The organism is Micromonospora gifhornensis, from assembly GCF_016863515.1.
Lineage (GTDB): Bacteria > Actinomycetota > Actinomycetes > Mycobacteriales > Micromonosporaceae > Micromonospora > Micromonospora gifhornensis.
Genome location: NZ_BOPA01000011.1, coordinates 41,615 through 65,577, shown reverse-complemented (window position 1 = coordinate 65,577; position 23,963 = coordinate 41,615). Strand labels below are relative to the sequence as shown.

Below are 23,963 nucleotides of genomic sequence, written 5' to 3'. Positions count from 1 at the left end.
GTCCTTCTTCGCACCGGCGTGGCATCGCCGTCTCCGGCGTCCCGAGGCGCAATTGAACCAGACGTTCGGGCATGATCCTTACCAGCGAGTAGTAGCAGGCCGCCGCCGAGCACCTTCTCCGACTGCCGGCATCCAGCAAGGGCCGGCGTGCTCCGGGTCGATTCGGAACCCGCACCCACTCCTGTCCGGTGAGTCGGGCAAGAGGCTGGCTACGCTTGGTGGTCGTGCCAGAGGGACACACGATTCATCGCCTGGCAGCTCGGCACGCCGAGTTGTTCGTCGGGGACAAGGTGCTCGCCGCCAGCCCGCAGGGCCGGTTCGCCGAGGGCGCCGCGCTGCTGTCCGGGTCCGTCCTGGAGCAGACCGAGGCGTACGGCAAGCACCTGCTGCACCACTACGCCGGTGAGCGGATCCTGCACGTGCACCTCGGCCTGTACGGAAAGGTCACCGACGGTGACGGTGAGCCACCGGAGCCGGTGGGGCAGATCCGGCTGCGGCTGGCCACCGACCGGCACTGGCTCGACCTGCGCGGGCCGACCGCCTGCGAACTGCTCACGCCGCCCGAGGCGGCGGCGCTGCGGGCCCGCCTCGGCCCGGATCCGTTGCGCGCCGACGCCGACCCGCAGCAGGCGTACGCCCGGATCTCCCGCAGTTCGACGCCGCTGGCGGCGCTGTTGCTGGACCAGTCGGTGGTGGCCGGTACCGGGTTGATCTTCGTGACCGAGGCGCTGTTCCGCGCCGGACTGCCGCCGACGCTGCCCGGCCGGGAGCTGACCCGCGCCGGCTGGGAGGCGCTCTGGGCCGACCTGGTGGAGCTGATGACGCTCGCCGTCGGTACCGGCCGGATCGACACCGTCCGCGCCGAACACCTGCCCGAGGCGATGGGTCGCCCGGCCCGCGTCGACCGGCACGGCGGTGAGGTGTACGTCTACCGCCGTCCCGACCAGCCGTGCCACGTCTGCGCCACCCCGATCAGCCGAGGCACCATCACCGCCCGCAACCTCTACTGGTGCCCCACCTGCCAGGTGTAAGGAAGGGCACCTTGTTAACGCCTGCTGCATAGCAGGGTGCCCCTGTTAACGCCTCATTCGAGCCAGCGGACCACCTCGAGGTGGTCGGTGAAGACCCGGCCGCCGTCGATGCTCCAGGCCATCGTCTGGCCGATCGTCCAACCGCGTACCCGCTCACGGTCCAGACCCAGTTCGGCGCTGAGCCTGTCCAGTCGGCGGCGCACGGCCGCCCGCGAATGGCCCAGTTCCGTGCCGCGCACCATCGGCACCACCGAGAACTCCCGTTCGCCGACCAGCGGCTTCGGATCGATCACCAGCCATGGTTCGCGCTCGGCCCGCAACACGTTGGCGGCGTGCAGGTCCTGGTTGACAAGTACCTGCTCGCCCTGGCTGCCGGCCAACCCGGTGAGCAGGTCGAGAGCGGCGTCGAGCAGCCGCCGCTCGTACGGCCGTCCGGCGCGCTCCCACGTGATCGGCAGCCGAGCCGTCCAGCCGGCGGCTGCCTCCGCCAACGACATGAACGGCTGACCGGCCGGCACCCAGAGGCGGGGGAGCAGCGCCACCACGGCGTCGAGCGCTTCGTCGAGCGGTAGCGCGTGCAGCGGGGTTCCGGGGTCACAGCGTTCCACCAGCAGGGCCCGCAACTCGGGGTCGTGGGCGAGCAGCCGGATGGCGCCGTCGCCGTTCCAGCGGCGTAGCGCGGTCGCCTCGTGCTCGCTCTCCGCGTCGGGAAACTGCAACTTGAGCACTGCCCGGGTGCCGTCGGGCAGGTCCACCGGCACCGCCAGCGAAGCGAAGGCGTACCCGAAGGGCTGCCCGACCCGCAGCGACCAGCGCCGGGCACATGCGGCCAACCGGCCGGGCAGTTCGGCCAACCATTCCGAGCCGCCCGGCATGCCGTGCAACCAGGTCAACCCGTCGGGAATCCGCAGCGCGCCGGTCACTGGCTCATCCTGGCCGATTCCGACCTGCCGTCACACCCCGACCAGCCCGCGCCCGGCCACCGGCGCCAGGCGGTAGCCGCACAAGAAACGCTCAGCGGGCGAGTGCGTCGACCGCCTTGCGGGCGGCGACCAGCACCGGGTCCCAGGCCGGGGAGTACGGCGGGGCGTAGCCGAGGTCCAGGGCGGTCATGTCGTCCACCGTCATCCGGTTCCACAACGCCACGGCCAGTGTGTCGATCCGCTTCGCCGCCTCGGACCAGCCGACGATCTGTGCCCCGAGCAGCCGGCCACTGGGCCGTTCGGCGATCAGCTTGACCGTCATCGGGCGGGCGCCCGGGTAGTAGCCGGCCCGGTTGGTCGACTTGGCGATCACCGAGACGAACTCGAAGCCGGCGGCCAGCGCGTCCCGCTCGCGCAAGCCGGTACGCCCCACCTCCAGGTCGCAGACCTTGGTGACGGCGGTGCCGATCACTCCGGCGAAGGTGGCGTACCCGCCGCCGATGTTGATGCCGGCGACCCTGCCCTGCTTGTTGGCATGGGTGCCGAGCGGCACGTGCACCGGCATTCCGCTGACCCGGTGCAGGGTCTCCACGCAGTCCCCGCCGGCCCACACCCCGGGCACCCCGGCGACCCGCATCTGACGGTTCACCCGCAGGCCACCTGTCGTACCGATGGGCAGGCCGGCGGCTTCGGCGAGCGCGGTGTTCGGGCGTACGCCGAGCCCGAGGACGACCACGTCGGTCGGGATCGAGCCCGCGTCGGTCTGCACGGCGTCGACCCGGCCGTCGTGCTCGGACAGCCCGGTGACCTGCACGCCGGCACGGATGTCCACGCCCAGCCCGCGCATCGCGTCGGTGACCAGCCGGGCCATGTCCGGGTCGACCGTGGACATCGGCTGTTCGGCCCGCTCGACAAGGGTGACGGACAGGCCGCGCAGCACCAACGCCTCGGCCATCTCCACCCCGATGTAGCCGCCGCCGACCACCACCGCCCGCTGCGGCGGCGGGTCGGCGTCCAACCAGCTGCGCAGCGCCGATCCGTCGTCGAGCGTCTGCACCCCGAACACCCCGGCGACGTCGGTACGCGCCCAGTCCGGCGTGGTCGGCACCGCTCCGGTGGCGTACATCAGGATGTCGAAGGGCTCGCGGACCTCGCCGCCGCCCGCCAGGTCCACCGCGGTCACCTCGCGGCGGTCCAGGTCGATCGCGACCACCTCGTGCCGCAGGCGTACGTCGATGTCGAACTTCTCCCGGTGCGTCGCCGGGTCCCGCGCGATCAGCTGATCGCGGTCGGGCACCAGACCACTTATCCAGTACGGGATCCCACACGCCGAGTACGACGTGAAGTGTCCCCGCTCGAACGCGACGATCTCCAGGTCGTCCCGCCCCCGGCTGCGCCGGGCCTGGGCGGCTGCCGCCATCCCGGCGGCGTCACCGCCGATGACGATCATTCGTTCCGCCACGGCAACCCTCCTGTCACGCCGGGGGCTCGCCCCGGGTCTGTCGCGCCACCTGCGCCACCACATCCTGCAACCGTCCGGTACGGGCGTACGCCATTCGTTGCCGCGCCGCGCCGGTGCCGTGCTCGCGCAGCCCTTCCAGCAGCCCGGTCACCTCGGCGAGGTCGTCGTGCCGTTCGAGGGCCGGGCCGAGCCGCCCGATGAGCTGGTGCAGCAGGTCCCATGCCGGTCGCAGTTCGCCGCTGGTCGGGTCGACCGCCGAACCCTCCAGCCCGTCGTGGGCGGCCCGCCAGTGCGCGCCGACCAGCAGATGATGGTCGGTGGGCAGGGGTGGCCGACCGGCGGCAATGTCGTCCAACGCGGTCGCCACCAGACCGCGGACCAGGGCGGCGACCAGCACCGCGTCGTCCACCGTCGGGCAGACGTCACCGATGCGCAGCTCCACCGTCGGGTACTTGGCCGACAGCCGGGCGTACCAGTAGAGCATTCCCTCGTCGAGCATCACGCCGCTGGAGATCAGCTGACGGATCAGCCGTCGGTAGTGCTCGTGCGAGGCCAGGTACGGCGTCGGCGCCACCGACGGCCACCGCTCCCACTCGATCGACCGCCAGCTGGCGTAGCCGGTGTCCTCGCTTCGGCTGAACGGCGAGTTGGCGGTGATCGCGTGCAGGATCGGCAGCCAGGGGCGTACGTGGTTGAGCACCTGCACGCCGGTGTCGGGGTCGGGCACCCCGACGTGCACGTGCATCCCGTTGTTGCCCGGCCCGGGCACGAGCAGGCGGTACCGCTCCACCATCCGGTCGAAGCGGGGCTTGTCGACCACCGGCGGCACGGGACCGTCGACCGGTCCGGTGCCGATCGCGAGCAGCTGTGCCCCGGCCCGTTCGGCGGCGTCGGCGAGGGCGGCGCGCAGCAGACCGAGGGAGTGCCGGATGGAGGAGAGCTCCACCCCGGGTGGGCTGCCGATCTCGATCTGGCTGGTCTGGAACTCGCGCTCCACCTGCCCGCGCAACTCCGGCGGTACCTGTTCCATCACCTCGTCGACGGCGGGCACCGCCGCCCCGGTCTCCGGGTCGACGAGCAGGAACTCCTCCTCGACACCCACCGTGAGCAGGTCGTTCTGTTCCGCCGCAGGGTGCGGAGCCACCGCAGGCTGCCTGGCCATCGCCACCACCGTCCCGCCTCAGCCGGGCGGTCGGGTCCGCACCGGGTCGCGGCGGCAATTACCCGCAGTACGGGTTCCCGGAAACGCTGTCCGCGCGTGGCGTACGACTCGACCGGTCCGGGGTGGTCGCCGGACACAGATCGACATTGACAACTGTCCGGGTGGGACGTACAACTCCCTCAGAGAGCGCTCTCTCGTCCGTCCCGTAGAGAGGCAACGCCCATGACACCCACCCCGGCGGCCGCTGCCGCCCCGCCCGCCAGACGCCGGCTGCCGCTGGCGTTGGCCCTGCTCGTCACCGCCACCACCGGCCTGGCCGGGCTCACCGCGACCGCCGACGCTGCCGTACCACCGACCCCGTCCGGCTGGAACCTGGTCTGGAGCGACGACTTCACCGGCGCTGCCGGCACGCTCCCGTCCGGCAGCAACTGGATCATCGACACCGGCACCAGCTATCCGGGTGGCCCGCCGAACTGGGGCACCGGCGAGATCCAGACGTACACCAACAGCACCGCGAACGTCAGCCACGACGGTGCCGGCAACCTGCGGATCACGCCGCTGCGCGACGGCGCCGGCAACTGGACCTCGGCCCGCATCGAGACCGTGCGCAGCAACTTCAAGGCCCCCGCCGGTGGGGTGCTTGCCATCGAGGGCCGCATCCAGATGCCGAACGTCACAGGTGCCGCCGCTTCCGGCTACTGGCCGGCGTTCTGGGCGCTCGGCTCGCCGTACCGGGGCAACTACCAGAACTGGCCCGGTATCGGCGAGTTCGACGTGATGGAGAACGTCAACGGGCTCAACACGGTGTGGGGCGTGCTGCACTGCGGCGTCGCACCCGGCGGGCCGTGCGACGAGTTCAACGGCATCGGCGCGTCCCGGGCCTGCCCGGGCAGCACCTGCCAGTCGGCGTTCCACACCTACCGCTTCGAGTGGGACGCCTCGATCAGCCCGCAGCAGCTGCGCTGGTACGTCGACGGGCAGCTCTACCACACGGTCAGCCAGACCCGCGTCGGTGAGCCGTACTGGTCGCAGATGACCAGCCACGCCGGCTACTTCCTGCTGCTCAACGTCGCGATGGGCGGGGCCTTCCCGAACGGGGTGGCCGGCAGCGCCACGCCCACCTCGGCGACCGTGCCGGGTCGGCCGATGCTCGTCGACTACGTGGCCGTCTACACCCGAGGTGGCGGCAGCAACCCGCCGCCGACCACTCCGCCGCCGACGACGCCTCCGCCGAGTGGCGTGCGCGACGCGTACGCGACCATCCAGGCCGAGTCGTTCAACGCCCAGAACGGCGTGCTCGTGGAGGCGTGCTCCGAGGGCGGGCAGAACATCGCCGCGCTGCGCAACGGCGACTGGGTCCGCTACGACAACGTCGAGTTCGGCTCCAGTGGACCGCGTGACTTCGTGGCCCGGGTCGCCTCCGGTGCGGCGGGCGGCGTCAGTGGCCTGGTCGAGGTGCGGCTGGACAGTCCGACCGGTACGCCGATCGGCAGCTTCGCCATCGCCAACACCGGCGGCTGGCAGAGCTGGCGGTCGGTGCCGGGCAACGTGTCGTCGGTGACCGGGCGGCGCACCGTCTACCTCACCTTCAGCAGCGGCCAGCCCAACGACTTCGTCAACGTCAACTGGTTCCACTTCCGCCGCTGAGGTGTAAGGAAGGGCCCCCTGTTAACGCCTCCGGTAGAGCAGGGGGCCCCTGTTAACAACCCTGTGCCAGCTCTGGACAGAAATAGTTAACACTCCTAATAATAGGCGTCAGGTTGACGTCGATGGATGTCATATCCGGTCGGGAGGCAGGCATGAAACGGTCCAGAGCCCTGGTGTTGTCGGTGGTCGGCGCATTGGCGGCGGCCCTGGGGGCGGTGTGGCTCGCCCCGGCCGCGTACGCCGCCTCGGTCACCGCGAGCTTCGTCAAGACGTCCGACTGGGGGACCGGCTGGGAGGGCAAGTACACGATCACCAACGGCGGCACCGCCACCGTCAACGGCTGGAGCCTCGGCTTCGACCTGCCCGCCGGCACCACGGTCGGCACCTACTGGGACGCGCTGCTGACCTCCAGTGGCCAGCGGCACACCTTCACGAACCGGTCGTGGAACGGCACCATCGCCCCCGGCGCGTCGGTCTCCTTCGGCTTCCTGGGCAGTGGCTCCGGCGTACCGTCGAAGTGCCGTCTGAACGGCGCGGCCTGCACCGGCGGGACCACCCCGACCACGGCGCCGCCCACCACGCCGCCTCCGACGGGCCCACCCCCGACGACCCCGCCTCCGACCACGCCGCCCCCGACGAGCCCGCCCCCGACCAGTCCGCCGCCGGTGACCGGGCTGCCGAAGCACATCCTGACCGGCTACTGGCACAACTTCGACAACCCGGCGGTCGAGCTGCGACTGCGTGACGTGCCCGCAGAGTACGACCTGGTCGCGGTCGCCTTCGCGGACGCCACCGGCACGCCGGGCGCGGTCGGCTTCGCCATCGACCCGGGCCTGTCCGCCTCGCTGGGCGGCTACACCGACGCCGACTTCTCCGCCGACGTACGCACCCTGCAGAGCCGGGGCAAGAAGGTGATCATCTCGGTCGGTGGGGAGACCGGCCGGGTGGTGGTCAACAGCTCGGCGTCCGCGGTGGCCTTCGCCGACAGCGTGTACGCGCTGATCCAGCGGTACGGCTTCGACGGTGTCGACATCGACCTGGAGAACGGCCTTGACCCGATCTACATGGCGCAGGCGTTGCGCTCGTTGCGGGCCAAGGTGGGTAGCTCACTGATCATCGCGATGGCGCCGCAGACCATCGACATGCAGAACCCGGCCACCAGCTACTTCAAGCTCGCGCTGGACATCAAGGACATCCTGACCGTGGTGAACACCCAGTTCTACAACTCCGGGGCGATGCTCGGCTGCGACAACAACGCCGCGTACGCCCAGGGGACTGTCAACTTCATCGTCGCGTTGGCCTGCATCCAACTGGAGGCGGGACTGCGGCCCGACCAGGTCGGGCTCGGCCTGCCGGCCGGTCCCGGGGCGGCCGGTGGCGGCATAGTCGCGCCCAGCGTGGTCAACGCCGCCCTGGACTGCCTGACCCGGGGCACGAACTGCGGCAGCTTCCGTCCCCCGCGCACCTACCCCGCCCTACGCGGCGCCATGACCTGGTCCATCAACTGGGACGTCACCCACAACACCCCCTTCGCCCGCACCGTCTCCCCCCACCTCCGCACCCTCCCCTGACCACCCCACCCGCTCCCCACCCGCCCCCGCCCCGCTCCCCGCGATCTTGCACTTTCGGTCGCCGCTACGAGGCTTAAGTCCGGTATGCCCGGGCAAGAAGTGCAAGATCGCGGGGAGCGGGGAGCGGGGGAGGGGGAGCGGGGGAGGGGTTTAGGGGTGGGTGGGGGTGCGGGGGTGGGTGCGGCGGCGGTGTTTTTTCAGGGCCCAGGAGGCGAGCATGAGGGCCAGGAGCGCCAGGATGGCGTAGTCGAACCAGGAGCTGTAGCGGTCGATCTGGTTCCAGCGGGAGCCGAGGGCGTAACCGAGGCCGATGAAGAGGCCGTTCCAGAGGGCGCTGCCCAGCGTGGTGAGGGTGACGAACTCGACCAGGGGCATGCGGTTCGCGCCGGCCGGGATCGAGACCAGGCTGCGGACCACCGGGGCCATCCGGCCGAAGAAGACGGCCCAGCGGCCGTACCGCTCGAACCACCGGTCGGCCTTCTCCAGGTCCTCCAGGTCCACCAGGGGCAGCCGGTCGAGCCAGCGTTTGAGTCGGTCCTCACCGACGGCGGCACCGAGCCAGTAGAGCACCAGCGCGCCGAGCACCGAGCCGACGGTCGCCGCCACGGTCACCACCACCACGCTGAACCGGCCCTCACCGGCGAGATAGCCGGCCAACGCCAGGACGATCTCGCTGGGGATCGGCGGGATGATGCTCTCCAGGGCGACCAGCAGGGCGACACCCAGCGGGCCGGCCGCCTCGATCACCCCGGCCACCCAGCCGGTCAGTCCGCCGACCTGACTGGGGTCGACATCCTGGGCGAGCGCCATGGTGGTGCCTCCACGGGTAGTCGGCGTGCCGACGTTCCTACCCGCTGACACCCCGGCGAACACCAGGCGGCGGCGTCCCTCACTCCTGTGGGTGCAGCGTCGCGTCGGCCGGGCCCTGCCGCCAGCCACTGAAGCGGACGGTCAGGCCACCTCGGCTGGGCGAGCAGCAGTACGGCCCGGCGGCTGCCGGTGCGTCCCCGGGCAACGGGGCGAGCCGGACCAGTTGCCAGGGCTCACCGGCCGGCCGGGCCCGTACGATCAGCGCGTCAGCGGCCCGACTGACCCGTACGGTCACCTCCCGGCCCGCCCACTGCGGCACCGGGGCCACCGACCAGTCGGAGAACTCGTTTGTCACCACCGCGCCGACCTGTGGTTGGCCGTCGCTGATCTCCACGCCGGTCTTCACCCAGTTCCGGTCGTCCACCCGCACCAGCACCCCGGCCTGGTCGAACTGTTCGGCGTAGTCCAGCCGGAAGTCCACCTCCACCGCGCTGCCGACGGGGAAGTCCACGAGCAGGGCCGGTGCGTAGTCGTGCACGAACCCGTAGCCGGTGTGGCGCCACAGGTCGCTACCCGCCTGCGGTTCCACGCTCAAGCCGCCGTCGGCGTCCTCGACCGCCCGCACCGGCTGTTGGTGCCAATTGCCGCTGGACCACTCGATGCTCTGCACCACGGCACGGTAACGGGTCGCTCGGGTTTGCCGTCGCCGTGCCCGGGAGAAGGTACGGGGGCATGTCTGACAGGTGGTACTCGGAGGCGGTCGTGTACTGCCTCGACATCGACACGTTCGCCGATTCCGACGGCGACGGGGTGGGTGACTTCCAGGGGCTGATCGGTCGGCTCGACTATCTGGCCCGGCTCGGAGTCACCTGCATCTGGCTCAACCCCATCCATCCCTCACCCAACGAGGACGACGGGTACGACGCGACCGACTTCTACAACGTCGACCCACGGCTCGGCACGCTCGGTGACTTCGCCGAGCTGCTGCACCAGGCGAGCAACCGGGGCATCCGGGTGATCATCGACCTGGTGGTCAACCACACCTCCAACAAGCATCCGTGGTTCATCTCCGCCCGGTCGTCGCCGGACTCTCCGTACCGTGACTGGTACATCTGGTCCGAGCACGAGCCGGCGGACCGGCACCAGGGCATGGTCTTCCCGGGCGAGCAGCACGAGACCTGGACCTACGACCGCACCGCCAAGGCCTGGTACTACCACCGGTTCTACAAGTTCCAGCCCGACCTGAACATCGAGAACCCGAAGGTACGGGCGGAGGTCAAGAAGATCACCTCGTTCTGGCTCCAGCTCGGGGTCTCAGGTTTCCGGATGGACGCGGTGCCGTTCATCATCGAGCGCACCGAGCCCGGCAATCCGGACTCGCCAAAGGACTTCGACTTCCTCACCGACCTGCGCCAGCATGTGCAGTGGCGGCGCGGCGACGCGGTCCTGCTGGCCGAGGCGAACGTCGAGCCGGATCAGCTGCCGGTCTTCTTCGGTGACGGCAGTGGCTCGGGCAACCGGATCCACATGCTCTTCGACTTCATGCTCAACGGTCGGCTGATGCTCGCCCTGGCCCGGGAGGACCCAGAGGTGATCATCGAGGCGTTGCGGGACACCCCGAAGCTGCCCACCGGTGGGCAGTGGGCGACCTTCCTGCGCAACCACGACGAGATCGACCTGTCCCGGCTCACCGCCGACCAGCGCAACGACGTGCTGGCGAAGTTCGGGCCGAAGAAGAACATGCAGCTCTACGGCCGGGGCATCCGTCGTCGGCTCGCCCCCATGCTCGGCAATGACCGCCGGCACATCGAGCTGGCGTACTCGTTGCAGTTCTCGCTGCGCGGCACCCCGGTGTTGCGGTACGGCGAGGAGATCGGGATGGGGGAGGACCTGGCGTTGGAGGGACGCGACGCGATCCGTACCCCGATGCAGTGGTCCTACCAGGAGAATGCCGGCTTCTCCACCGCCGAGCCGGAGAAGCTGATCCGCCCGGTGATCGACAAGGGGGAGTACGGCTACCAGCACGTCAACGTCACCGCCCAGCGCAGGGACCCGCGTTCGCTGCTGGGCTGGTTCGAGCGGATGATCCGTACGCTGCGGGAGGCGCCGGAGACCGGCTCGGGCAGCACCAGCCACATCGACGTACCGATGCCCCCGGGCGTGCTGGCGCACCGCGCCGACGGGCCTACCGGGACGATGGTCTTCCTGCACAACCTCGGCACCGAAGATGTCGAGGTCGACCTGAGCATCCTGGCCGACGAGGCGGAGTTGCCGATCGACGTGCTCAGCGACCGCAACTACCCCGACGTCGGCAAGCTCGACCGGCTCAAGCTCGCCGGGTACGGCTACCGGTGGATCCGACTGCGCCTGGGTCACGAACGCTAGGCGCGGCCCGGCCCGCGTCGGCTCTTTCGTCGCGGGCCCGGCTGCGGCGTACGACTGCGTTACGCTCCTTCGATCGAGCCACAAGTTACCGGGAGGTAATCATGTCGGAGGAGCCCCGCGTCGCCATCGTGACCGGAGCCGCGCGCGGCATCGGCGCGGCGACCGCCCGCCGGTTGGCGGCCGACGGCCTGGCCGTCGCCGTGGTCGACATCGAGGAGTCGGCGACGAAGGAGACCGTGGACGCGATCGCGGCGGCCGGGGGCCGGGCGCTCGGCGTCGGCGCCGACGTGTCGGACCGGGCCCAGGTGGAGGCCGCCGTCGAGCGGGTCGTCGCCGAGTTGGGCGCCCCGACCGTGCTCGTCAACAACGCCGGCGTGCTTCGGGACAACCTGCTGTTCAAGATGACCGACGCCGACTGGGACACCGTGCTTGGCGTACACCTGCGGGGTGCCTTCCTGTTCAGTCAGGCCGCGCAGAAGCACATGGTCGAGGCGAAGTGGGGTCGGATCGTCAACCTCTCCAGCACCTCGGCGCTGGGCAACCGGGGGCAGGCCAACTACGCGGCGGCCAAGGCCGGTATGCAGGGCTTCACCAAGACCCTCGCCATCGAGCTGGGGCCGTTCGGGGTGACCGTCAACGCGGTCGCGCCGGGCTTCATCGTCACCGACATGACCGCCGCCACCGCCGCCCGGATGAAGATCGACTTCGAGGCGATGCAGAAGCACGCCGAGTCGGAGATCCCGGTCCGGCGGGTCGGTCGGCCCGAGGACGTGGCCCACACCATCTCGTTCCTGGCCAGCGAGGGCGCGTCCTTCGTCTCCGGCCAGGTCATCTACGTCGCCGGCGGCCCTCGGGACTGACCCCGGCGGTTGTTAAGAAGGGTCCCTTCCTATGCACCAGGCGTTAAGAAGGGGCCCTTCCTTACCGGGTCCGGTAGAGCCAGGCGAGGCCGAGGACGGGCAGCAGCAGCGGGATGTAGCCGTAGCCGCTGCCGAAGCCGGACCAGACCGTCTCGTCCGGGAACAGGTCGGGCCGTACCAGGCTGAACGCGCCCACGCCCACCACGCCGACCAGTTCGACGGCGCAGCAGGCCAGCGCGACGCGCCGGCCCGCGTGTCCGGCCCGGGCCAGGCCGACCGCCGCCACGATGTAGACCACCGCGGCGAGCGCGGAGAGCAGGTACGCCAGCGGCGCCTCGTCGAGCCGGGTGACGATCTGCAGGGTGGCGCGACTGGTGGCGGCAATGGCGAAGATCAGGTAAACCGCGATCAGCAGACGGCCGGGACCGGTGTTGGTCCGCACCGGCTGTTCGGTACGCGCCTCAGCCACCGAGCACCTCCCAGGTCTGCTGGAGCCGTACCACGACCACCGGGGTGACCAGGCAGATCGCGCAGACGATCGACGAGCCCCAGCGGGTCGGCTCCATCCTGGCCAGCACCCCGGCCAGCGGCGGCAGGCAGACCAGCGTCACCAGGTAACCGAAGAAGGCCCCCGGCTCACCCGGCTGGTCGCCGCCGGCGAGCGCCACACCGGCCAGCACCGCCAGGGCGAGCAGAGCCAGTTCGAGTACGCCCAGGCCGATCAGCTGAATCCGGTCCGGTGCCCGGTGCCGCAGCGTGGCGATCAGCGCCCACACGGCGACCAGCAGCGACAACACGATGGCGGCGACGGCCGGTACGCCGTCGACCGGCGACGCGGCGGCGTTCATCCGACTCGTCCGGTGCTGGTTCCGATCACCGGCCCACTCTACTAACCCGCGTAGTAAGACGAGTCGGCACGGCGGCGTACGTTCGGTGCGCCGCAGCAGCAGCGGTTAGCGTGGGCGCAGACGAGGCTGGAGGTACGGGTGATGCGGTTCGGGTTGTTCGGTACGGGTCACTGGGCGGCCCAGACGCACGGGGCGGCACTTGACGCACACCCGAGGGCGGAACTGGTAGGTGTGTGGGGGCGCAACCGGGACCGGGCCGCCGCGCTGGCCACCCGTTACGGCGTACCGGCGTACGACGAGGTCGACGCGTTGATCGAGGCGTGTGAGGCGGTCGCCGTCGCGCTGCCCCCGGACGTGCAGGCGGAGCTCGCCGTACGGGCCGCCACCTCCGGGCGTCACCTGCTGCTGGACAAGCCGCTCGCGTTGACCGTCGCCGACGCCGATCGGGTGGTCGACGCGGCGGCCGGCTCGGGCGTGGCGTCGGTGGTCTTCTTCACCGCTCGGTACCAGCCGGAGGTGGCAGGCTTCGTCGCGGCGACGGCGGCCGCCGGTGGCTGGCACACCGCCAACGTGATCCGGTTCGCCTCGATCTTCCAGCCCGGCAGCCCGTACGCCCAGTCGCCCTGGCGGCGCGAGCGCGGCGCGCTGTGGGACATCGGCCCGCACGCGCTGGCGATCCTGCTGCCGGTGCTGGGCCGGGTGACCCGGGTGTCCGCCGGCGACGGGCCGGGTGGCCTGGTGCACCTGCTGCTGACCCACGACGGCGGTGCCACCAGCAGCGTGGCACTGACCCTGGACGCCCCGCCGGCGGCGGTGGCCGCGGAGTTCACCTTCTACGGGGACAACGGCGTAGAGACCCTGCCGTCCGGCGGCGCGAGTTCGGCGACCGCCTTCGGGGTGGCGATCGACCAACTGCTCGCGGAGGTCGACGCCGGCACCCGGGATCACCGATGCGACGTGCGCTTCGGCCGCGAGGTGGTGAGCGTGCTCGCCGCCGCCGAAACCGCCCGTGCCCAGGGCACCGTCATCGACCTGCCCAGCTGATCAGTGGCCCCACGCGCCGGGTAGGGCGTCGGACAACTCGGTGGCGGAGCCGATCTGCTCCACCGGCAGGGCCCGTACGGCCTGCAACTGCTCCGTGCTCGCGCCGTTCTCCTGGCACCAGCGGATCAGGTCCTCGCGGGAGACGGGATAGTCCAGTCCCGCGAGGTACTCCGGTAACGCCCCGCCGCGGTCGGTCATGACCTCCGCTCTACCCGTCCAACCGCGTCGGCACACCACCGGAAGGCCCTCGCGTTTGCCCGTCCGGGTGCCGGGTAGCCGCAGGCATGCTGGTACAGCGGCTCGGTGCGCCGAGCGACCTCGACCCGTTGCTGGAGCGAGCCCGCGACGCCCGGGTGGTGATGATCGGGGAGGCGACGCACGGCAGCCACGACTACTACCGCATCCGGGAACAGCTCACCCGGCGGTTGATCGCCGAGTGCGGGTTCGACTTCGTCGCGGTGGAGGGCGACTGGCCGGACTGCGACCGGGTGCACCGCAGTGTGGTCGGCGCGGCGGGCGGCGCGGTCGAGCCGCAGGTCGCGTTGGAGCGTTTCGAACGCTGGCCGACCTGGATGTGGGCCAACGCCGAGGTCGCCCGGTTCTGCAGTTGGCTGCGGGCGTGGAACGTGGAGCGGGCCGAGGCGTCCCGGGTCGGCTTTCACGGCCTGGACGTCTACAGCCTGTGGGAGTCGATGCAGGCGATCTTCGACTATCTGGGCGAGGAGGACCCGGCGTCGCTGGAGGCGGCGCAGGACGCGTACCGGTGCTTCGAGCCGTACGGCAAGCGGGTCGAGGAGTACGGCCTGGCCAGCCGGTTCGTCTCGGCCCGCTGCGAGCAGGAGGTGGTACGGCTGTTGGCGCGTACCCGGCAACTCGCCGCCGCCGACGGCGCGGACGCCTTCTCGGCCTGGCAGAACGCGGAGGTGGTGGCCGGCGCGGAGCGCTACTACCGGGAGATGGTCGCCGGTGGTCCGGGGTCGTGGAACGTGCGGGACAGCCACATGGCCGACACGCTGGATCGGCTGCTGGAGCGGTACGGGCCGGACGCCCGGGGGGTGGTCTGGGCACACAACACGCACATCGGTGACGCGCGGGCGACCGACATGGCCGCCGACGGGATGCTCAACATCGGGCAGTTGGCGCGGGAACGGCACGGTGCCGACGAGGTGGTGCTGATCGGCTTCGGCAGTTGGCGGGGCTCGGTGATCGCGGCCCCTCGGTGGGGTTCGCCCGCCGAGGCGATGGTCGTACCGCCGGCCCGGGCCGGCTCGGTGGAGGACCTGCTGCATCAGCTCATGCCGAAGCGGGCGGTGCTGGTCTTCGGCGGCCCGGACCAGCCGGGCTGGGTCACCGACCCGCTCGACCACCGGGCGATCGGCGTGGTGTACGACCCGTCCTTCGAGTCGTGGGGCAACTACGTGCCGACCCGTCTGGGGCAGCGGTACGACGCGTTCATCTGGTGCGACGAGACGACGGCGCTGCATCCGCTGCCCGCGCTCAGCACGCCCGGCGAGATGGAGACGTACCCGGCGGGCGTGTGACGACCTGCCGGGTACGCGCTGGCGTTAACAGGGGCCCCCTGCTATGCACGAGGCGTTAACAGGGGGCCCTTCCTTACACCGTTGCCTTGTTGTCGAGGGTGGCGCGCAGCTTCTCGCCCTCGATGTCGACGTTGGGCAGGCCCCGGTCCAGCCAGCGCGGCAGCCACCAGGCAGCCTTGTCGAGCAGGGACATCACCGCCGGGACGATCGTCATCCGGACCACGAAGGCGTCGATCGCCACGCCGACGGCCAGCGCGAAGCCCATCGACTTGATCACCGGGTCGTCGAGGAAGACGAAGCCGCCGAAGACCGAGGTCATGATCAGCGCGGCGGCGGTGACCACCCGGGCACCGTGGCCCATCCCGTTGATGGTGGCCTGCTGGGCGGTGTCACCGTGCACGAAGTCCTCCCGCATCCGGGAGACCAGGAAGACCTCGTAGTCCATGGCCAGGCCGAACAGGATGCCGATGAGCAGGATCGGCAGGAAGCTGATCAGCGGACCCGGGGTGTCCAGGCCGACCAGGTCGGCCAGATGACCCTGCTGGAACACCGCCACCGTGAGGCCGAAGGTGGCGGCCACGGTGAGCAGGAAGCCCAGCGCCGCCTTGACCGGCACCAGCAGCGAGCGGAACACCAGCATGAGCAGCAGGATCGACAACCCGACCACCAGGCCCAGGTAGATCGGCATCGCGTCGGAGAGCTTCTCCGAGATGTCGATGCCGACCGCGGTCACGCCGGTCAGCAGCACGTCGGCGCCGGGCACGTCGGCGACGGCGGCACGGATGTCGTGCACCATCGTCTCGGTGGCCGGGTCGGTCGGGCCGGTCTTCGGGATGACCCCGAGCAGCGCCGTCTTGCCGTCCGGGCTCAGCTGCGGCGGAGCCACCGCCAGCACGTTCTCGGTGCCCTGGACGAGGTTTGTCACCTGCGGGATGGCCGCGGTGGTGGCCTGTGCGTCGTCGCCGGCCACGACCACCGCGAGGCGGCCGGTGAAGCCGGGACCGAAGCCCTCGGTGATCAGATCGTTGGAGACCCGGGCGGGGGTACCGGCCGGGGCGGTGCCGGCGTCCGGAAGGGCCAGCCGCATGTCCGGCGCGGGCAGCGCGAGCAGCCCGAGACCGAGTACGCCGACCAGGATCACCGGAATGCGGAACCGGGTGATCAGCCGGGCCCAGCGGAACCCGAAGGCCGAGCGGTCCTCACCGGTGAGGGTGGCCGCCTCCGGTGCCGCGTGGTCGGTGGAGGCGCTGCCGGAACTGTCCTCGGTCGTCACCGCGACTGTGGAGCGCAGCCGTCGGGGCAGCACCCGGCCACCGGCGAAGCCCAGCAGGGCCGGCTGGAGCGTGATCGCCACCAGGACCGCGACGGTCACCGTGCCGGCGGCGGCCAGACCCATGACGGTCAGGAACGGGATGTTCACCACGGCCAGGCCGGCCAGGGCGATGACCACGGTGGCACCGGCGAAGACCACCGCCGAGCCGGCGGTGCCGACCGCGCGGCCGACTGCCTCGTCGGCGGGCAGCCCGTCGAGCAGGTTCTGTCGGTAGCGGGAGGTGATGAACAGCGAGTAGTCGATGCCGACGGCCAGGCCGAGCATCAGCGCCAGGATCGGTGCGGTACTGGTCAGCTCGACCACGCTGCTGAGCGCGAACAGGCCGGCCATGCCGACACCGACGCCGATCAGCGCGTTGAGCATGGTCATGCCGGCGGCCACCAACGAGCCGAAGGTGATGATCAGGACGACGAGGGCCACCGCCACGCCGATCGCCTCGGTGGAGCCGACCTCGGGTTCGGCGTTGAGCACCTCACCACCGGGGGCGACCTGCCAGCCCTGCGACTGCGCCTCGGCGCCCACCTTTTCGTAGGCGTCGCGCTGTTCGTCGGTCACCGTGTCCACGCCGCCGCTGAACTGCACCTGGATCAGCGCGTACTGGCCGTCGGGGGAGACGGCGCCGACCTGGAACGGGTCCACCGCGCCGAGCACGCCGGGTACGGCGGTGGCCTCCTGGGTGACCTTCTGGACGACCGCCTGACCCTCGGGCGTGCCGAGCTGGCCGGGGTTGGGGGCCTTGACGGCGATCGTGCCGGTCGCGCCGGCGGCTGCCGGGAACTGCTCGGCGAGCAGGTCGATGGCGCGCTGGGACTCGGTGCCGGGCATGGAGAAGTTGCTGGCCGTCGGGCCGCGCAGGGTCGCTGCGGCCAGGCCGAGCGCGACGAGTACGACGAGCCAGATCGCGGCGACGAGTCGCCGCCGGCGCATCGAGCCCCGGCCGAGCCGGTAGAGCAGGGTCGCCATGAGGTCCTTTCCCTCAATCGTGGATGGTGGGACTGGTCAGCGGGCGGGCTCCAACGCCCGCCGCAGCAACGCCAGCAGGGCGTCGCGCAGTTCGTCGTCGGGTACGTCGGCGAACTCGCCGCAGGTCTCGGCGATGCCGGCGACCAGTACGAAGGCGGCAACCCGGGCCGAGGAACGCTCGGACCGGGCGGCGAGCGCGTCGAGCAGCCGTTCGGAGATCTGCTGGATGTGGGTGAAGCCGGGCTGTTGCAGCAGGTTCGGAAATTCGCCACGGAGCAGCGCGATCTCGGCGCGGAAGCGGACCGCCAGGTCCACGAAACCCTCGGCGGCGGCCCGCTGGGCCCCCTCGGGGTCCGGCTGGGCCACGATCCGTTCGTCGAGCGTTCGCAGCGCCTCGATCGCCGGGGCCATCAGCTCGGTGAGGATGGCTTCCTTGTTGGCGAAGTGGTAGAGCACGGCCGCCTTGGAACAGCCCACCTCGCTGGCGATGTCCTGCAGGGAGGTGCCCCGGTAACCGGTGACGCCGAACCGTCGCGCTGCGGCGGCCAGGATCTCGTCGTGGGTCTGCGGGGCGAGGCGAGCCATGACCACCAGCATGCCTGACCGATCGGTCAGGGGCTGACCGAACGGTCAGATTCGTGGTCCTCGCCACAAACCACCGTCGGTGGATTGGATCTGCGCCGATGCCTCCGGGCTGCCCAGAATCATCACCATGACCAACTCTCCGGCGGTCCGGGCGGCCGCCCTTCGTGCCCTGCATCGGCCCGGTGACCCGCTGGTGCTGCCGAACGCCTGGGACGTCGGTTCGGCCCGCGCGGTGGTCGAGGCCGGCTTCGGCGCGGTCGCCACCGCCAGCGCGGCCGTCTCCCAGTCACTCGGGTACGCCGACGGCGAGGGCACTCCGGCGGGGGAGATGTTCGCTGCGGTGTCAAGGATCTCCCGCGCGGTGACCGTGCCGGTCACCGCCGATCTGGAGCGGGGGTACGGACTGCCCCCGGCCGAACTGGTCCAGCGGCTGCTCGACGCCGGGGCCGTCGGGCTGAACCTGGAGGACTCGGCACCGCACGACGGTGCGCTGGTGGAACCGCAGGAGCAGGCCGAACTGCTGGCCGGGGTACGGGCCGCAGCCGACGCCGCCGGGGTGCCGATCGTGATCAACGCACGGACGGACGTGTTCCTGCGCCAGCACGGCGAGCCGGCCGGACGACTCGACGAGGCGATCCGGCGGGCCCGGCGCTACCTGGCGGCCGGCGCGGACTGCGTCTACCCGATCATGCTCGCCGACCCCGCCGAGCTGCGTACCTTCGTCGAGGCGGTGGCGGCACCGGTGAACGTGCTGGCCCACCCGGCGGCACCGGCACCGGCCGAGCTGGCCGCCCTCGGCGTGGCCCGGATCAGCTACGGTCCCGGCCTGTACGCGGCCACCCACGCGCACACCGCCCGGCTGCTCGCCTCGATCGCCGCAGGCGACGTCCTCGCCTGAGCGACACGCCGACCGGCGATGCGTGGCGTTGCGGTTGACCGGCGGGCATCGAGCCGCGATGGTGGTCCGGTGAGCGGGGCAGCCGACGAGACCCGGGACGGGGTACCGCTGACCAACCTGGACCAGGCGTTGTTCGACGGGTCCGGCGCGGTCAAGCGTGACCTGGTCGACTACCTCGACGCGATGGCCGACCGGATCGTTCCGCACCTGCGGAACCGGCCGCTGTCGGTGGTCCGGGTACGCCCCGGGCAGCCCCCGTTCATGCAGAAGAACCTGCCCCGCTACACCCCGGACTGGGTACGGCGGGTGCCGATCTGGGCCGAGGCGTCCCGGCGGGAGATCGCGTACGCGCTCTGCGACGACCGCCGCACCCTGCTCTGGTTCGCCAACCAGCGGGCGGTCGAGTACCACCCCACCCTGGCCACGGCCGACGACCTGAGCCGTCCCACCCATCTGGTTCTCGATCTCGACCCGCCGGAGGGCGACAGCTTCGGGGTCGGGGTGGCCGCGGCCCTGCTGGTCCGGCAGGCGCTCACCGATGCCGGGCTGGCCGGTGCGGTGAAGACCAGCGGCGCCAAGGGCGTGCACGTCTTCGTTCCGGTCGCCCCCGGGCCGGACGCCGAGCAGTTGGCCGCCGCCACGCGGGCGCTGGCCGCCCGGGCGCAACTGTTGGATCCGGCGCTGGCCACCACCGCCTTCATCCGCGAGGACCGCGACGGCAAGGTCTTCATCGACCCGACCCGCACCGGCGGCGCGACGGTGGTCTCCGTCTACAGTCCCCGGCTGCGTCCCGGCGTACCGGTCTCCTTCCCGGTGCCCTGGGAAGAGTTGGAGTCGGTGGCTCCGGGGGACTTCACCATCCGTACCGTCCCGGGCCTGCTGGCCCACGGTGACCCCTGGGCGGACCTGATGCCGCTACCGCAGTCCCTCCCCGCCGACCTGATCGAGGAGGGGCGGGCCATTCCGGTGCCCCGGGTGCAGGCCATGCACGAGGGCCGCCGCCGCGCCCGCGCCCGCCGCGCCGCCGCCGACTGAGCCAGTCGCATCGGCCGGTGCCCGCTGCGGACATGGCGGTGCGCCGGACCGTGGGTACGGTCCGGCGCACCGGGGGTCGAGCAAGGTCAGAGCATCCAGCGGTTGCGCTGCACGAAGGGCAGCTGCGCCCAGCGCCGGCCGAGACCCCAGGTGTGTCCGGCGTACGCGGCGGCAAGGACGACAAGCACCAGGGCGTACATCAGGTGGGAGTCGACAACCGGGTTGGTCGAACCGGTCGGGTCACCGGCGGCGTTGAAGCGGGCCAGCGGGAAGTCGGCCAGCCACATCAGCGCCATCATCAGGCTGCCCGAGGCGGCCGCGATGCGCAGGCCGATACCGGCGAGCAGAGCGATACCGATGGCGGCCAGACCCCCCATGAACAGCAGGTTCGCCCACCAGGCGCCCGCGATCGAGTGGGCGATCGACTGGAACGGCCCGACGTCGACGTTGGCCAGGAAGCCCTTGGTCGGGGAGCCGCCGTTGATCCAGGCCCGCTCGGTGGGGGTCGAGTAGCCGAGGCCGAACATCTTGTCCAGGAACGCCCAGCCGAAGATCAGGCCGGTGGCGACCCGCAGCACGGCCAGGGCGCGGGCGGCGGTGGTGGTCAACATCGAGCCGGGCATCTCCGCCCGCTCAAGGGGCCGCTCGATCGAACGCTGGGTGTTGTGGTGGATGGTCATCGTTGCCTCCGGTGTCTGTTTCCGTCACCACCACTGTCGCCCGGGAGGGCATTGCGCCGCGCGGGCCGGAACACCCCAAGGCACCGGGACCAAGGTCCCGACCTGAGGGGGTACGTTCAGCCCCGCTCCCGTACCGCCGTGGTGGCGGCAACCGGCCAGCGGAGCGCCGAACAGGCGCGCCGGTATGGTTCTGGCGTGCACATCCGGTTCGACGTCCCCGCAGATCCCACCTATCCGGGCCGGGTGGCCGCTGCGCTCAGCGGTGACCGGCTACGCAGGTACGGCTACGTCGGCGCGGTGCTCGCGGCGGTCGGAGCGATCGGATTCGCCGTCTCGCGGGGGACGTCCTGGGGTGAGCTGATCTCGCCGTTCTGGGTGACGATGGCCGTGGGTGGCCTGCTGGCGATGCTGTACTGGCCGTGGTTGCAGTTGCGGGCCCGACGCCGCTCCAGCGGCTACGCCGTCGACGGCAGCTACGACATCACCGATGAGCAGATCCTGATGCGCAGCGGTACGGAGTCCGGGAGCATCGCCTGGGACGGTGTCGCCCAGGTGAAAGGCACCCCGGATTTCTGGATCGTGTACGTCGGCGGGATGCCGGCGACAGTGATTCCCCGCTGGCTGATGTCCGCCGAGGACGCCGAGACGTTGCGTGCCTTCATGACCGAACGTGGCCTGCTCCAGGCGCGGTGAGCCACCGGGCCGGCCGTGACGGGTTGGTACGGTGCGGGCTGTGCAGCCCACCCGGATCGGTTCCTACCGCATCGAGCGGCTGCTGGGGGTCGGCTCCTTCGCCACCGTCTGGCTCGGCTACGACGAGTCACTCGACGCGCGTGTCGCGATCAAGGTGCTGGCCGAGAACTGGAGTCACGACCTACGGGTACGCGAACGGTTCCGGCAGGAGGCTCGGCTGCTGTGGCGGCTCGACCACGAGCGGCTGGTAAGCGTGCACGCGGTCGGCGAACTGGACGACGGCCGGCCGTACGCGGTGCTGACCTGGGCCGACGGCGGTAGCCTGCGCGACCGCCTCGCCGCCGGACCGTTGCCGGCAGAGCGGAGTGTTCGGCTGCTGCGCGAGGTGGCCGCGGGCGTGGCGGTGCTCCACGACAGCGACATCGTGCACCGGGACATCACCCCGGGCAACGTGCTGTTCCGGACCCGCGCCACCGGCGAGGAACAGGTGCTCATCGCCGATCTCGGCCTGGCCAAGGCGCTCGCGGCCGCGTCCGGTCTGACCGCCCGGGCCGGTACCCCCGGCTACATGGCGCCGGAACAGGACGACCCGCTGGCGATCGTGGACGCCCGTGCCGACGTGTACGGCCTCGGCCGTCTCGGTGTCACACTGCTGGCCGTGTCCCAGGACGGGCAGCCGCCGGCAACGACGTTCCGGTTGCGGCCGGAGGTGCCCGCAGCTGTCGCGGCGGTGTTGGGCACCGCGACCGCTGTTTCCCCGGCCGATCGGTACCCGGACGCGGCGGCTTTCGGCGCAGCGCTCGACGAGGCGCTCGCGGTGCCGTCGGAGGTGGCGGAGCCGGGCGTTCCCACGCCGCCCCGGCGTCGCCTGGCGATGGTGAGCGCGCTGGCGGCCGTCGCCTGTCTCACGCTCGCGGGCACCATCGGCGGGGCGGCCTGGGCGTGGTCTCAGCGGGGTCCGCAGACCGGCACGGACACCAGTGGGCGGGTCAGCGTCAGCCTGCCGGACGGTTGGCGGGTCGCCGGTTCCGGCTGGTCAGGGCAGCGCAACGCCGACGGTGGACTGGAGCCGGCGATGCTGATCTCGCCCGACCCGGACCGCTGGGCGGCGGACCCGGGCGTGCCGGGTGCGTTCGTCGGGGCGTCCGCTGCGCTGGCCGCCGAGACCACCCCGCGCCGGCTCGTCACCGATCGGGAACACGCCCAGTGTGTGGCGTCGGGGGTGCGTACCACCCGCCAGGCGGGCATCGACTGGACGGTGGCGTCGTTCACCGGCTGCTCTTCCGGCAAACCGGAGGTCATCGAGGCCGCTGGGCTCACCCCGGACGGCGGCAGGCTGGTGTATGTGCAGGTCGCGCCCCCGGCAGGCGGCGGGACGACCTTCGTCGACTCGCTGCTCGCCGGGGTGCGCGTGACCGGGTGACTCAGGGCAGCGGCACCGGGATCCGGACCTGCTTGCCACCGAGGCTGCCCCACTCGATCTCGACCTGGCCGGAGTCGGGGATGTCGAAGACGAGGTACTGGCGGTCGGTGGCCCCGGCGGCGACGTTCGTGGTGCCGCCCAGCTCGGGGTAGTCGCCCAGCCGGTCGCCGTCGACGATCAGGTGGACGTCACCGCCGCTGCCGGTGGCGATGAAGCAGCCGCTGCGGTTGGCCGGCCCGGTGACCGCGAGCCCGAGGTGAAGCTTGAGCCGACCGGCCTCGGCCTGCTTGGTGGTGTGCGAGCGGCCGCCCTCGTCGAAGCCCACCCAGTGGGCCAGGTACGCCTCCTCCACCTCGACTGTCAGCGGACAGCCGCTGTTACCGGTGAGCACGGTGCCCGGCGAGGCCACGGTGATCGCCTTCGGGTATTCCGGCGTCGGCAGGTCGCCGATCAGCGGCAGACGTTCCTGCCGGTGACCGGCCGGGCCGAACACCAGCGAGGCATCCTCCAACGTTGCCCCGGCGGGCAGTTCGAAGGCGTACCACCCGGTGGCGGTCGCACCGGGAGCGATCACGTCGGTCGCCGGGCTGCCCGAGGAGTCGAGCGGGATGAGTTCGTCGGTGGCGAGCGCCAGGAAGACGCCGTCCTGGACGAGGAAGGTGGTGAAGTTGAGCTGGTTGGCGACCTTCACCGTGAGGTACGCGTAGTGGGCGTCGCCGTACTCGGGGGTGCCTGTCGTGTCGCCGTAGCTGCGCGGGGTCTGCTGGGACACCTCCACCCCGGTCACGGTGATCTCGGCGTTCAGGTACGAGATCGACCGGGGGGTGAAGCCCACCAGCGGGGCGGGCGCATCCGGCGTCGGCGACGGCTCGGGCTCGGCATCGAGGTTGGCCGCGGCTTGTTGACCGTCGAGCGGGGCGACAGGCTCCTCGGTGGCGCATCCGGCCGCGAGCACCGGGATGGCCACCGCCAGAGCGATGGCCTGGGAGAGACGCCGGAGGGGTCGGCGAGGCATGCGGTCATCTCCTTGAGTCAGTGGATCTTCATGGTGTTGGTCCTCTGACGCGCC

At 71.3% G+C, this 23,963-nt stretch carries 22 protein-coding genes and 1 pseudogene; 11 read left to right on the top strand and 12 right to left on the bottom strand.

Annotated elements, in window-relative coordinates; all coding sequences use genetic code 11:
• The first annotated feature begins 224 nt into the window (after nt 1-224).
• Nucleotides 225-1,031: an Fpg/Nei family DNA glycosylase gene (locus tag Vgi01_RS06595; protein WP_204290466.1), complete on the top strand. Its 807-nt coding sequence runs from the start codon at nt 225-227 to the stop codon at nt 1,029-1,031.
• A 53-nt stretch (nt 1,032-1,084) separates the two neighbouring features.
• Here Vgi01_RS06595 and Vgi01_RS06590 read toward each other — a convergent pair whose 3' ends face one another.
• The 3 genes from Vgi01_RS06590 to Vgi01_RS06580 form a co-directional block, all read right to left on the bottom strand.
• The gene (locus Vgi01_RS06590; protein WP_233197106.1) at nt 1,085-1,954 is read right to left on the bottom strand and encodes an aminoglycoside phosphotransferase family protein; all 870 of its coding nucleotides are present in this window, start codon (nt 1,952-1,954) and stop codon (nt 1,085-1,087) included.
• A gap of 91 nt (nt 1,955-2,045) precedes the next feature.
• Nucleotides 2,046-3,416, bottom strand: a complete 1,371-nt coding sequence (locus tag Vgi01_RS06585; RefSeq protein WP_204290465.1) for an FAD-dependent oxidoreductase — start codon at nt 3,414-3,416, stop codon at nt 2,046-2,048.
• 13 nt (nt 3,417-3,429) lie between these two features.
• Nucleotides 3,430-4,578 carry a carboxylate-amine ligase gene (locus Vgi01_RS06580; RefSeq protein ID WP_102660998.1) on the bottom strand — a complete coding sequence of 383 codons (1,149 nt, stop codon included), beginning with the start codon at nt 4,576-4,578 and terminating at the stop codon, nt 3,430-3,432.
• A gap of 222 nt (nt 4,579-4,800) precedes the next feature.
• Here Vgi01_RS06580 and Vgi01_RS06575 point away from each other — a divergent pair, with 222 nt between their 5' ends.
• Nucleotides 4,801-6,225, top strand: coding sequence for a carbohydrate-binding protein (locus Vgi01_RS06575; protein ID WP_204290464.1), 1,425 nt, complete (start codon nt 4,801-4,803; stop codon nt 6,223-6,225).
• Nucleotides 6,226-6,377: 152 nt separating this feature from the next.
• The gene (locus Vgi01_RS06570; protein WP_204290463.1) at nt 6,378-7,796 is read left to right on the top strand and encodes a chitinase; all 1,419 of its coding nucleotides are present in this window, start codon (nt 6,378-6,380) and stop codon (nt 7,794-7,796) included.
• A 150-nt stretch (nt 7,797-7,946) separates the two neighbouring features.
• On the opposite strand, the gene Vgi01_RS06565 is transcribed toward Vgi01_RS06570, so the two are convergent.
• Together Vgi01_RS06565 and Vgi01_RS06560 are read right to left on the bottom strand one after the other, a co-directional pair.
• Nucleotides 7,947-8,606: a DedA family protein gene (locus tag Vgi01_RS06565; protein WP_204290462.1), complete on the bottom strand. Its 660-nt coding sequence runs from the start codon at nt 8,604-8,606 to the stop codon at nt 7,947-7,949.
• 79 nt (nt 8,607-8,685) lie between these two features.
• A complete protein-coding gene (locus tag Vgi01_RS06560; RefSeq protein ID WP_233196913.1) occupies nt 8,686-9,276 on the bottom strand; it encodes a DUF1349 domain-containing protein in 591 nt (196 codons plus the stop codon).
• Nucleotides 9,277-9,338: 62 nt separating this feature from the next.
• Between Vgi01_RS06560 and Vgi01_RS06555 the strand changes: the two genes are divergently transcribed.
• Nucleotides 9,339-10,991, top strand: coding sequence for an alpha-amylase family protein (locus Vgi01_RS06555; RefSeq protein ID WP_204290461.1), 1,653 nt, complete (start codon nt 9,339-9,341; stop codon nt 10,989-10,991).
• Between the two features lie 101 nt (nt 10,992-11,092).
• Nucleotides 11,093-11,851, top strand: coding sequence for a 3-oxoacyl-ACP reductase FabG (fabG, locus tag Vgi01_RS06550; RefSeq protein WP_102659228.1), 759 nt, complete (start codon nt 11,093-11,095; stop codon nt 11,849-11,851).
• 64 nt (nt 11,852-11,915) lie between these two features.
• On the opposite strand, the pseudogene Vgi01_RS06545 reads toward fabG, so the two are convergent.
• Nucleotides 11,916-12,320, bottom strand: a pseudogene (locus tag Vgi01_RS06545) (hypothetical protein); the annotation flags it as partial.
• A complete protein-coding gene (locus Vgi01_RS06540) occupies nt 12,313-12,699 on the bottom strand; it encodes a hypothetical protein (RefSeq protein WP_204290460.1) in 387 nt (128 codons plus the stop codon). The gene Vgi01_RS06540 and the pseudogene Vgi01_RS06545, both read right to left, overlap by 8 nt.
• A 141-nt stretch (nt 12,700-12,840) precedes the next feature.
• Between Vgi01_RS06540 and Vgi01_RS06535 the strand changes: the two genes are divergently transcribed.
• Nucleotides 12,841-13,743: a Gfo/Idh/MocA family protein gene (locus Vgi01_RS06535; protein ID WP_204290459.1), complete on the top strand. Its 903-nt coding sequence runs from the start codon at nt 12,841-12,843 to the stop codon at nt 13,741-13,743.
• On the opposite strand, the gene Vgi01_RS06530 is transcribed toward Vgi01_RS06535, so the two are convergent.
• Nucleotides 13,744-13,941, bottom strand: coding sequence for a DUF2795 domain-containing protein (locus Vgi01_RS06530; protein WP_102659232.1), 198 nt, complete (start codon nt 13,939-13,941; stop codon nt 13,744-13,746).
• A gap of 86 nt (nt 13,942-14,027) precedes the next feature.
• Between Vgi01_RS06530 and Vgi01_RS06525 the strand changes: the two genes are divergently transcribed.
• Nucleotides 14,028-15,284, top strand: coding sequence for an erythromycin esterase family protein (locus tag Vgi01_RS06525; protein WP_204290458.1), 1,257 nt, complete (start codon nt 14,028-14,030; stop codon nt 15,282-15,284).
• Nucleotides 15,285-15,357: 73 nt separating this feature from the next.
• On the opposite strand, the gene Vgi01_RS06520 is transcribed toward Vgi01_RS06525, so the two are convergent.
• Both Vgi01_RS06520 and Vgi01_RS06515 read right to left on the bottom strand, forming a co-directional pair.
• On the bottom strand, nt 15,358-17,580 hold the full coding sequence (locus tag Vgi01_RS06520; protein ID WP_204290457.1) for an MMPL family transporter: 2,223 nt from the start codon (nt 17,578-17,580) through the stop codon (nt 15,358-15,360).
• A gap of 36 nt (nt 17,581-17,616) precedes the next feature.
• Complete coding sequence (locus Vgi01_RS06515) at nt 17,617-18,165, bottom strand: TetR/AcrR family transcriptional regulator (RefSeq protein WP_204290456.1); 549 nt, start codon at nt 18,163-18,165, stop codon at nt 17,617-17,619.
• A 127-nt stretch (nt 18,166-18,292) separates the two neighbouring features.
• Between Vgi01_RS06515 and Vgi01_RS06510 the strand changes: the two genes are divergently transcribed.
• Together Vgi01_RS06510 and Vgi01_RS06505 are read left to right on the top strand one after the other, a co-directional pair.
• Nucleotides 18,293-19,063 carry an isocitrate lyase/PEP mutase family protein gene (locus Vgi01_RS06510; protein WP_204290455.1) on the top strand — a complete coding sequence of 257 codons (771 nt, stop codon included), beginning with the start codon at nt 18,293-18,295 and terminating at the stop codon, nt 19,061-19,063.
• A gap of 18 nt (nt 19,064-19,081) precedes the next feature.
• Nucleotides 19,082-20,098 carry a DNA polymerase domain-containing protein gene (locus Vgi01_RS06505; RefSeq protein WP_373306884.1) on the top strand — a complete coding sequence of 339 codons (1,017 nt, stop codon included), beginning with the start codon at nt 19,082-19,084 and terminating at the stop codon, nt 20,096-20,098.
• Nucleotides 20,099-20,184: 86 nt separating this feature from the next.
• Here Vgi01_RS06505 and Vgi01_RS06500 read toward each other — a convergent pair whose 3' ends face one another.
• The gene (locus tag Vgi01_RS06500) at nt 20,185-20,721 is read right to left on the bottom strand and encodes a hypothetical protein (RefSeq protein WP_233196914.1); all 537 of its coding nucleotides are present in this window, start codon (nt 20,719-20,721) and stop codon (nt 20,185-20,187) included.
• 252 nt (nt 20,722-20,973) lie between these two features.
• On the opposite strand from Vgi01_RS06500, the gene Vgi01_RS06495 reads away from it, so the two are divergent.
• Together Vgi01_RS06495 and Vgi01_RS06490 are read left to right on the top strand one after the other, a co-directional pair.
• Nucleotides 20,974-21,471 carry a YcxB family protein gene (locus Vgi01_RS06495; RefSeq protein ID WP_204290453.1) on the top strand — a complete coding sequence of 166 codons (498 nt, stop codon included), beginning with the start codon at nt 20,974-20,976 and terminating at the stop codon, nt 21,469-21,471.
• A gap of 40 nt (nt 21,472-21,511) precedes the next feature.
• On the top strand, nt 21,512-22,894 hold the full coding sequence (locus tag Vgi01_RS06490; protein ID WP_204290452.1) for a serine/threonine-protein kinase: 1,383 nt from the start codon (nt 21,512-21,514) through the stop codon (nt 22,892-22,894).
• A 1-nt stretch (nt 22,895) separates the two neighbouring features.
• Here Vgi01_RS06490 and Vgi01_RS06485 read toward each other — a convergent pair whose 3' ends face one another.
• Complete coding sequence (locus Vgi01_RS06485; RefSeq protein WP_204290451.1) at nt 22,896-23,909, bottom strand: hypothetical protein; 1,014 nt, start codon at nt 23,907-23,909, stop codon at nt 22,896-22,898.
• Nucleotides 23,910-23,963: the final 54 nt, after the last annotated feature.

Bases quoted from the DNA above. Each gene is read 5' to 3' on its own strand.
- Vgi01_RS06565 (WP_204290462.1), bottom strand. From the start codon at position 8,606: ATGGCGCTCGCCCAGGATGTCGACCCCAGTCAGGTCGGCGGACTGACC.
- fabG (WP_102659228.1), top strand. From the start codon at position 11,093: ATGTCGGAGGAGCCCCGCGTCGCCATCGTGACCGGAGCCGCGCGCGGC.
- Vgi01_RS06580 (WP_102660998.1), bottom strand. From the start codon at position 4,578: ATGGCCAGGCAGCCTGCGGTGGCTCCGCACCCTGCGGCGGAACAGAAC.
- Vgi01_RS06500 (WP_233196914.1), bottom strand. From the start codon at position 20,721: ATGCCCGGCTCGATGTTGACCACCACCGCCGCCCGCGCCCTGGCCGTG.
- Vgi01_RS06535 (WP_204290459.1), top strand. From the start codon at position 12,841: ATGCGGTTCGGGTTGTTCGGTACGGGTCACTGGGCGGCCCAGACGCAC.
- Vgi01_RS06540 (WP_204290460.1), bottom strand. From the start codon at position 12,699: ATGAACGCCGCCGCGTCGCCGGTCGACGGCGTACCGGCCGTCGCCGCC.
- Vgi01_RS06555 (WP_204290461.1), top strand. From the start codon at position 9,339: ATGTCTGACAGGTGGTACTCGGAGGCGGTCGTGTACTGCCTCGACATC.
- Vgi01_RS06530 (WP_102659232.1), bottom strand. From the start codon at position 13,941: ATGACCGACCGCGGCGGGGCGTTACCGGAGTACCTCGCGGGACTGGAC.
- Vgi01_RS06485 (WP_204290451.1), bottom strand. From the start codon at position 23,909: ATGCCTCGCCGACCCCTCCGGCGTCTCTCCCAGGCCATCGCTCTGGCG.
- Vgi01_RS06505 (WP_373306884.1), top strand. From the start codon at position 19,082: ATGCGTGGCGTTGCGGTTGACCGGCGGGCATCGAGCCGCGATGGTGGT.
- Vgi01_RS06575 (WP_204290464.1), top strand. From the start codon at position 4,801: ATGACACCCACCCCGGCGGCCGCTGCCGCCCCGCCCGCCAGACGCCGG.
- Vgi01_RS06515 (WP_204290456.1), bottom strand. From the start codon at position 18,165: ATGGCTCGCCTCGCCCCGCAGACCCACGACGAGATCCTGGCCGCCGCA.
- Vgi01_RS06520 (WP_204290457.1), bottom strand. From the start codon at position 17,580: ATGGCGACCCTGCTCTACCGGCTCGGCCGGGGCTCGATGCGCCGGCGG.
- Vgi01_RS06570 (WP_204290463.1), top strand. From the start codon at position 6,378: ATGAAACGGTCCAGAGCCCTGGTGTTGTCGGTGGTCGGCGCATTGGCG.
- Vgi01_RS06510 (WP_204290455.1), top strand. From the start codon at position 18,293: ATGACCAACTCTCCGGCGGTCCGGGCGGCCGCCCTTCGTGCCCTGCAT.
- Vgi01_RS06525 (WP_204290458.1), top strand. From the start codon at position 14,028: ATGCTGGTACAGCGGCTCGGTGCGCCGAGCGACCTCGACCCGTTGCTG.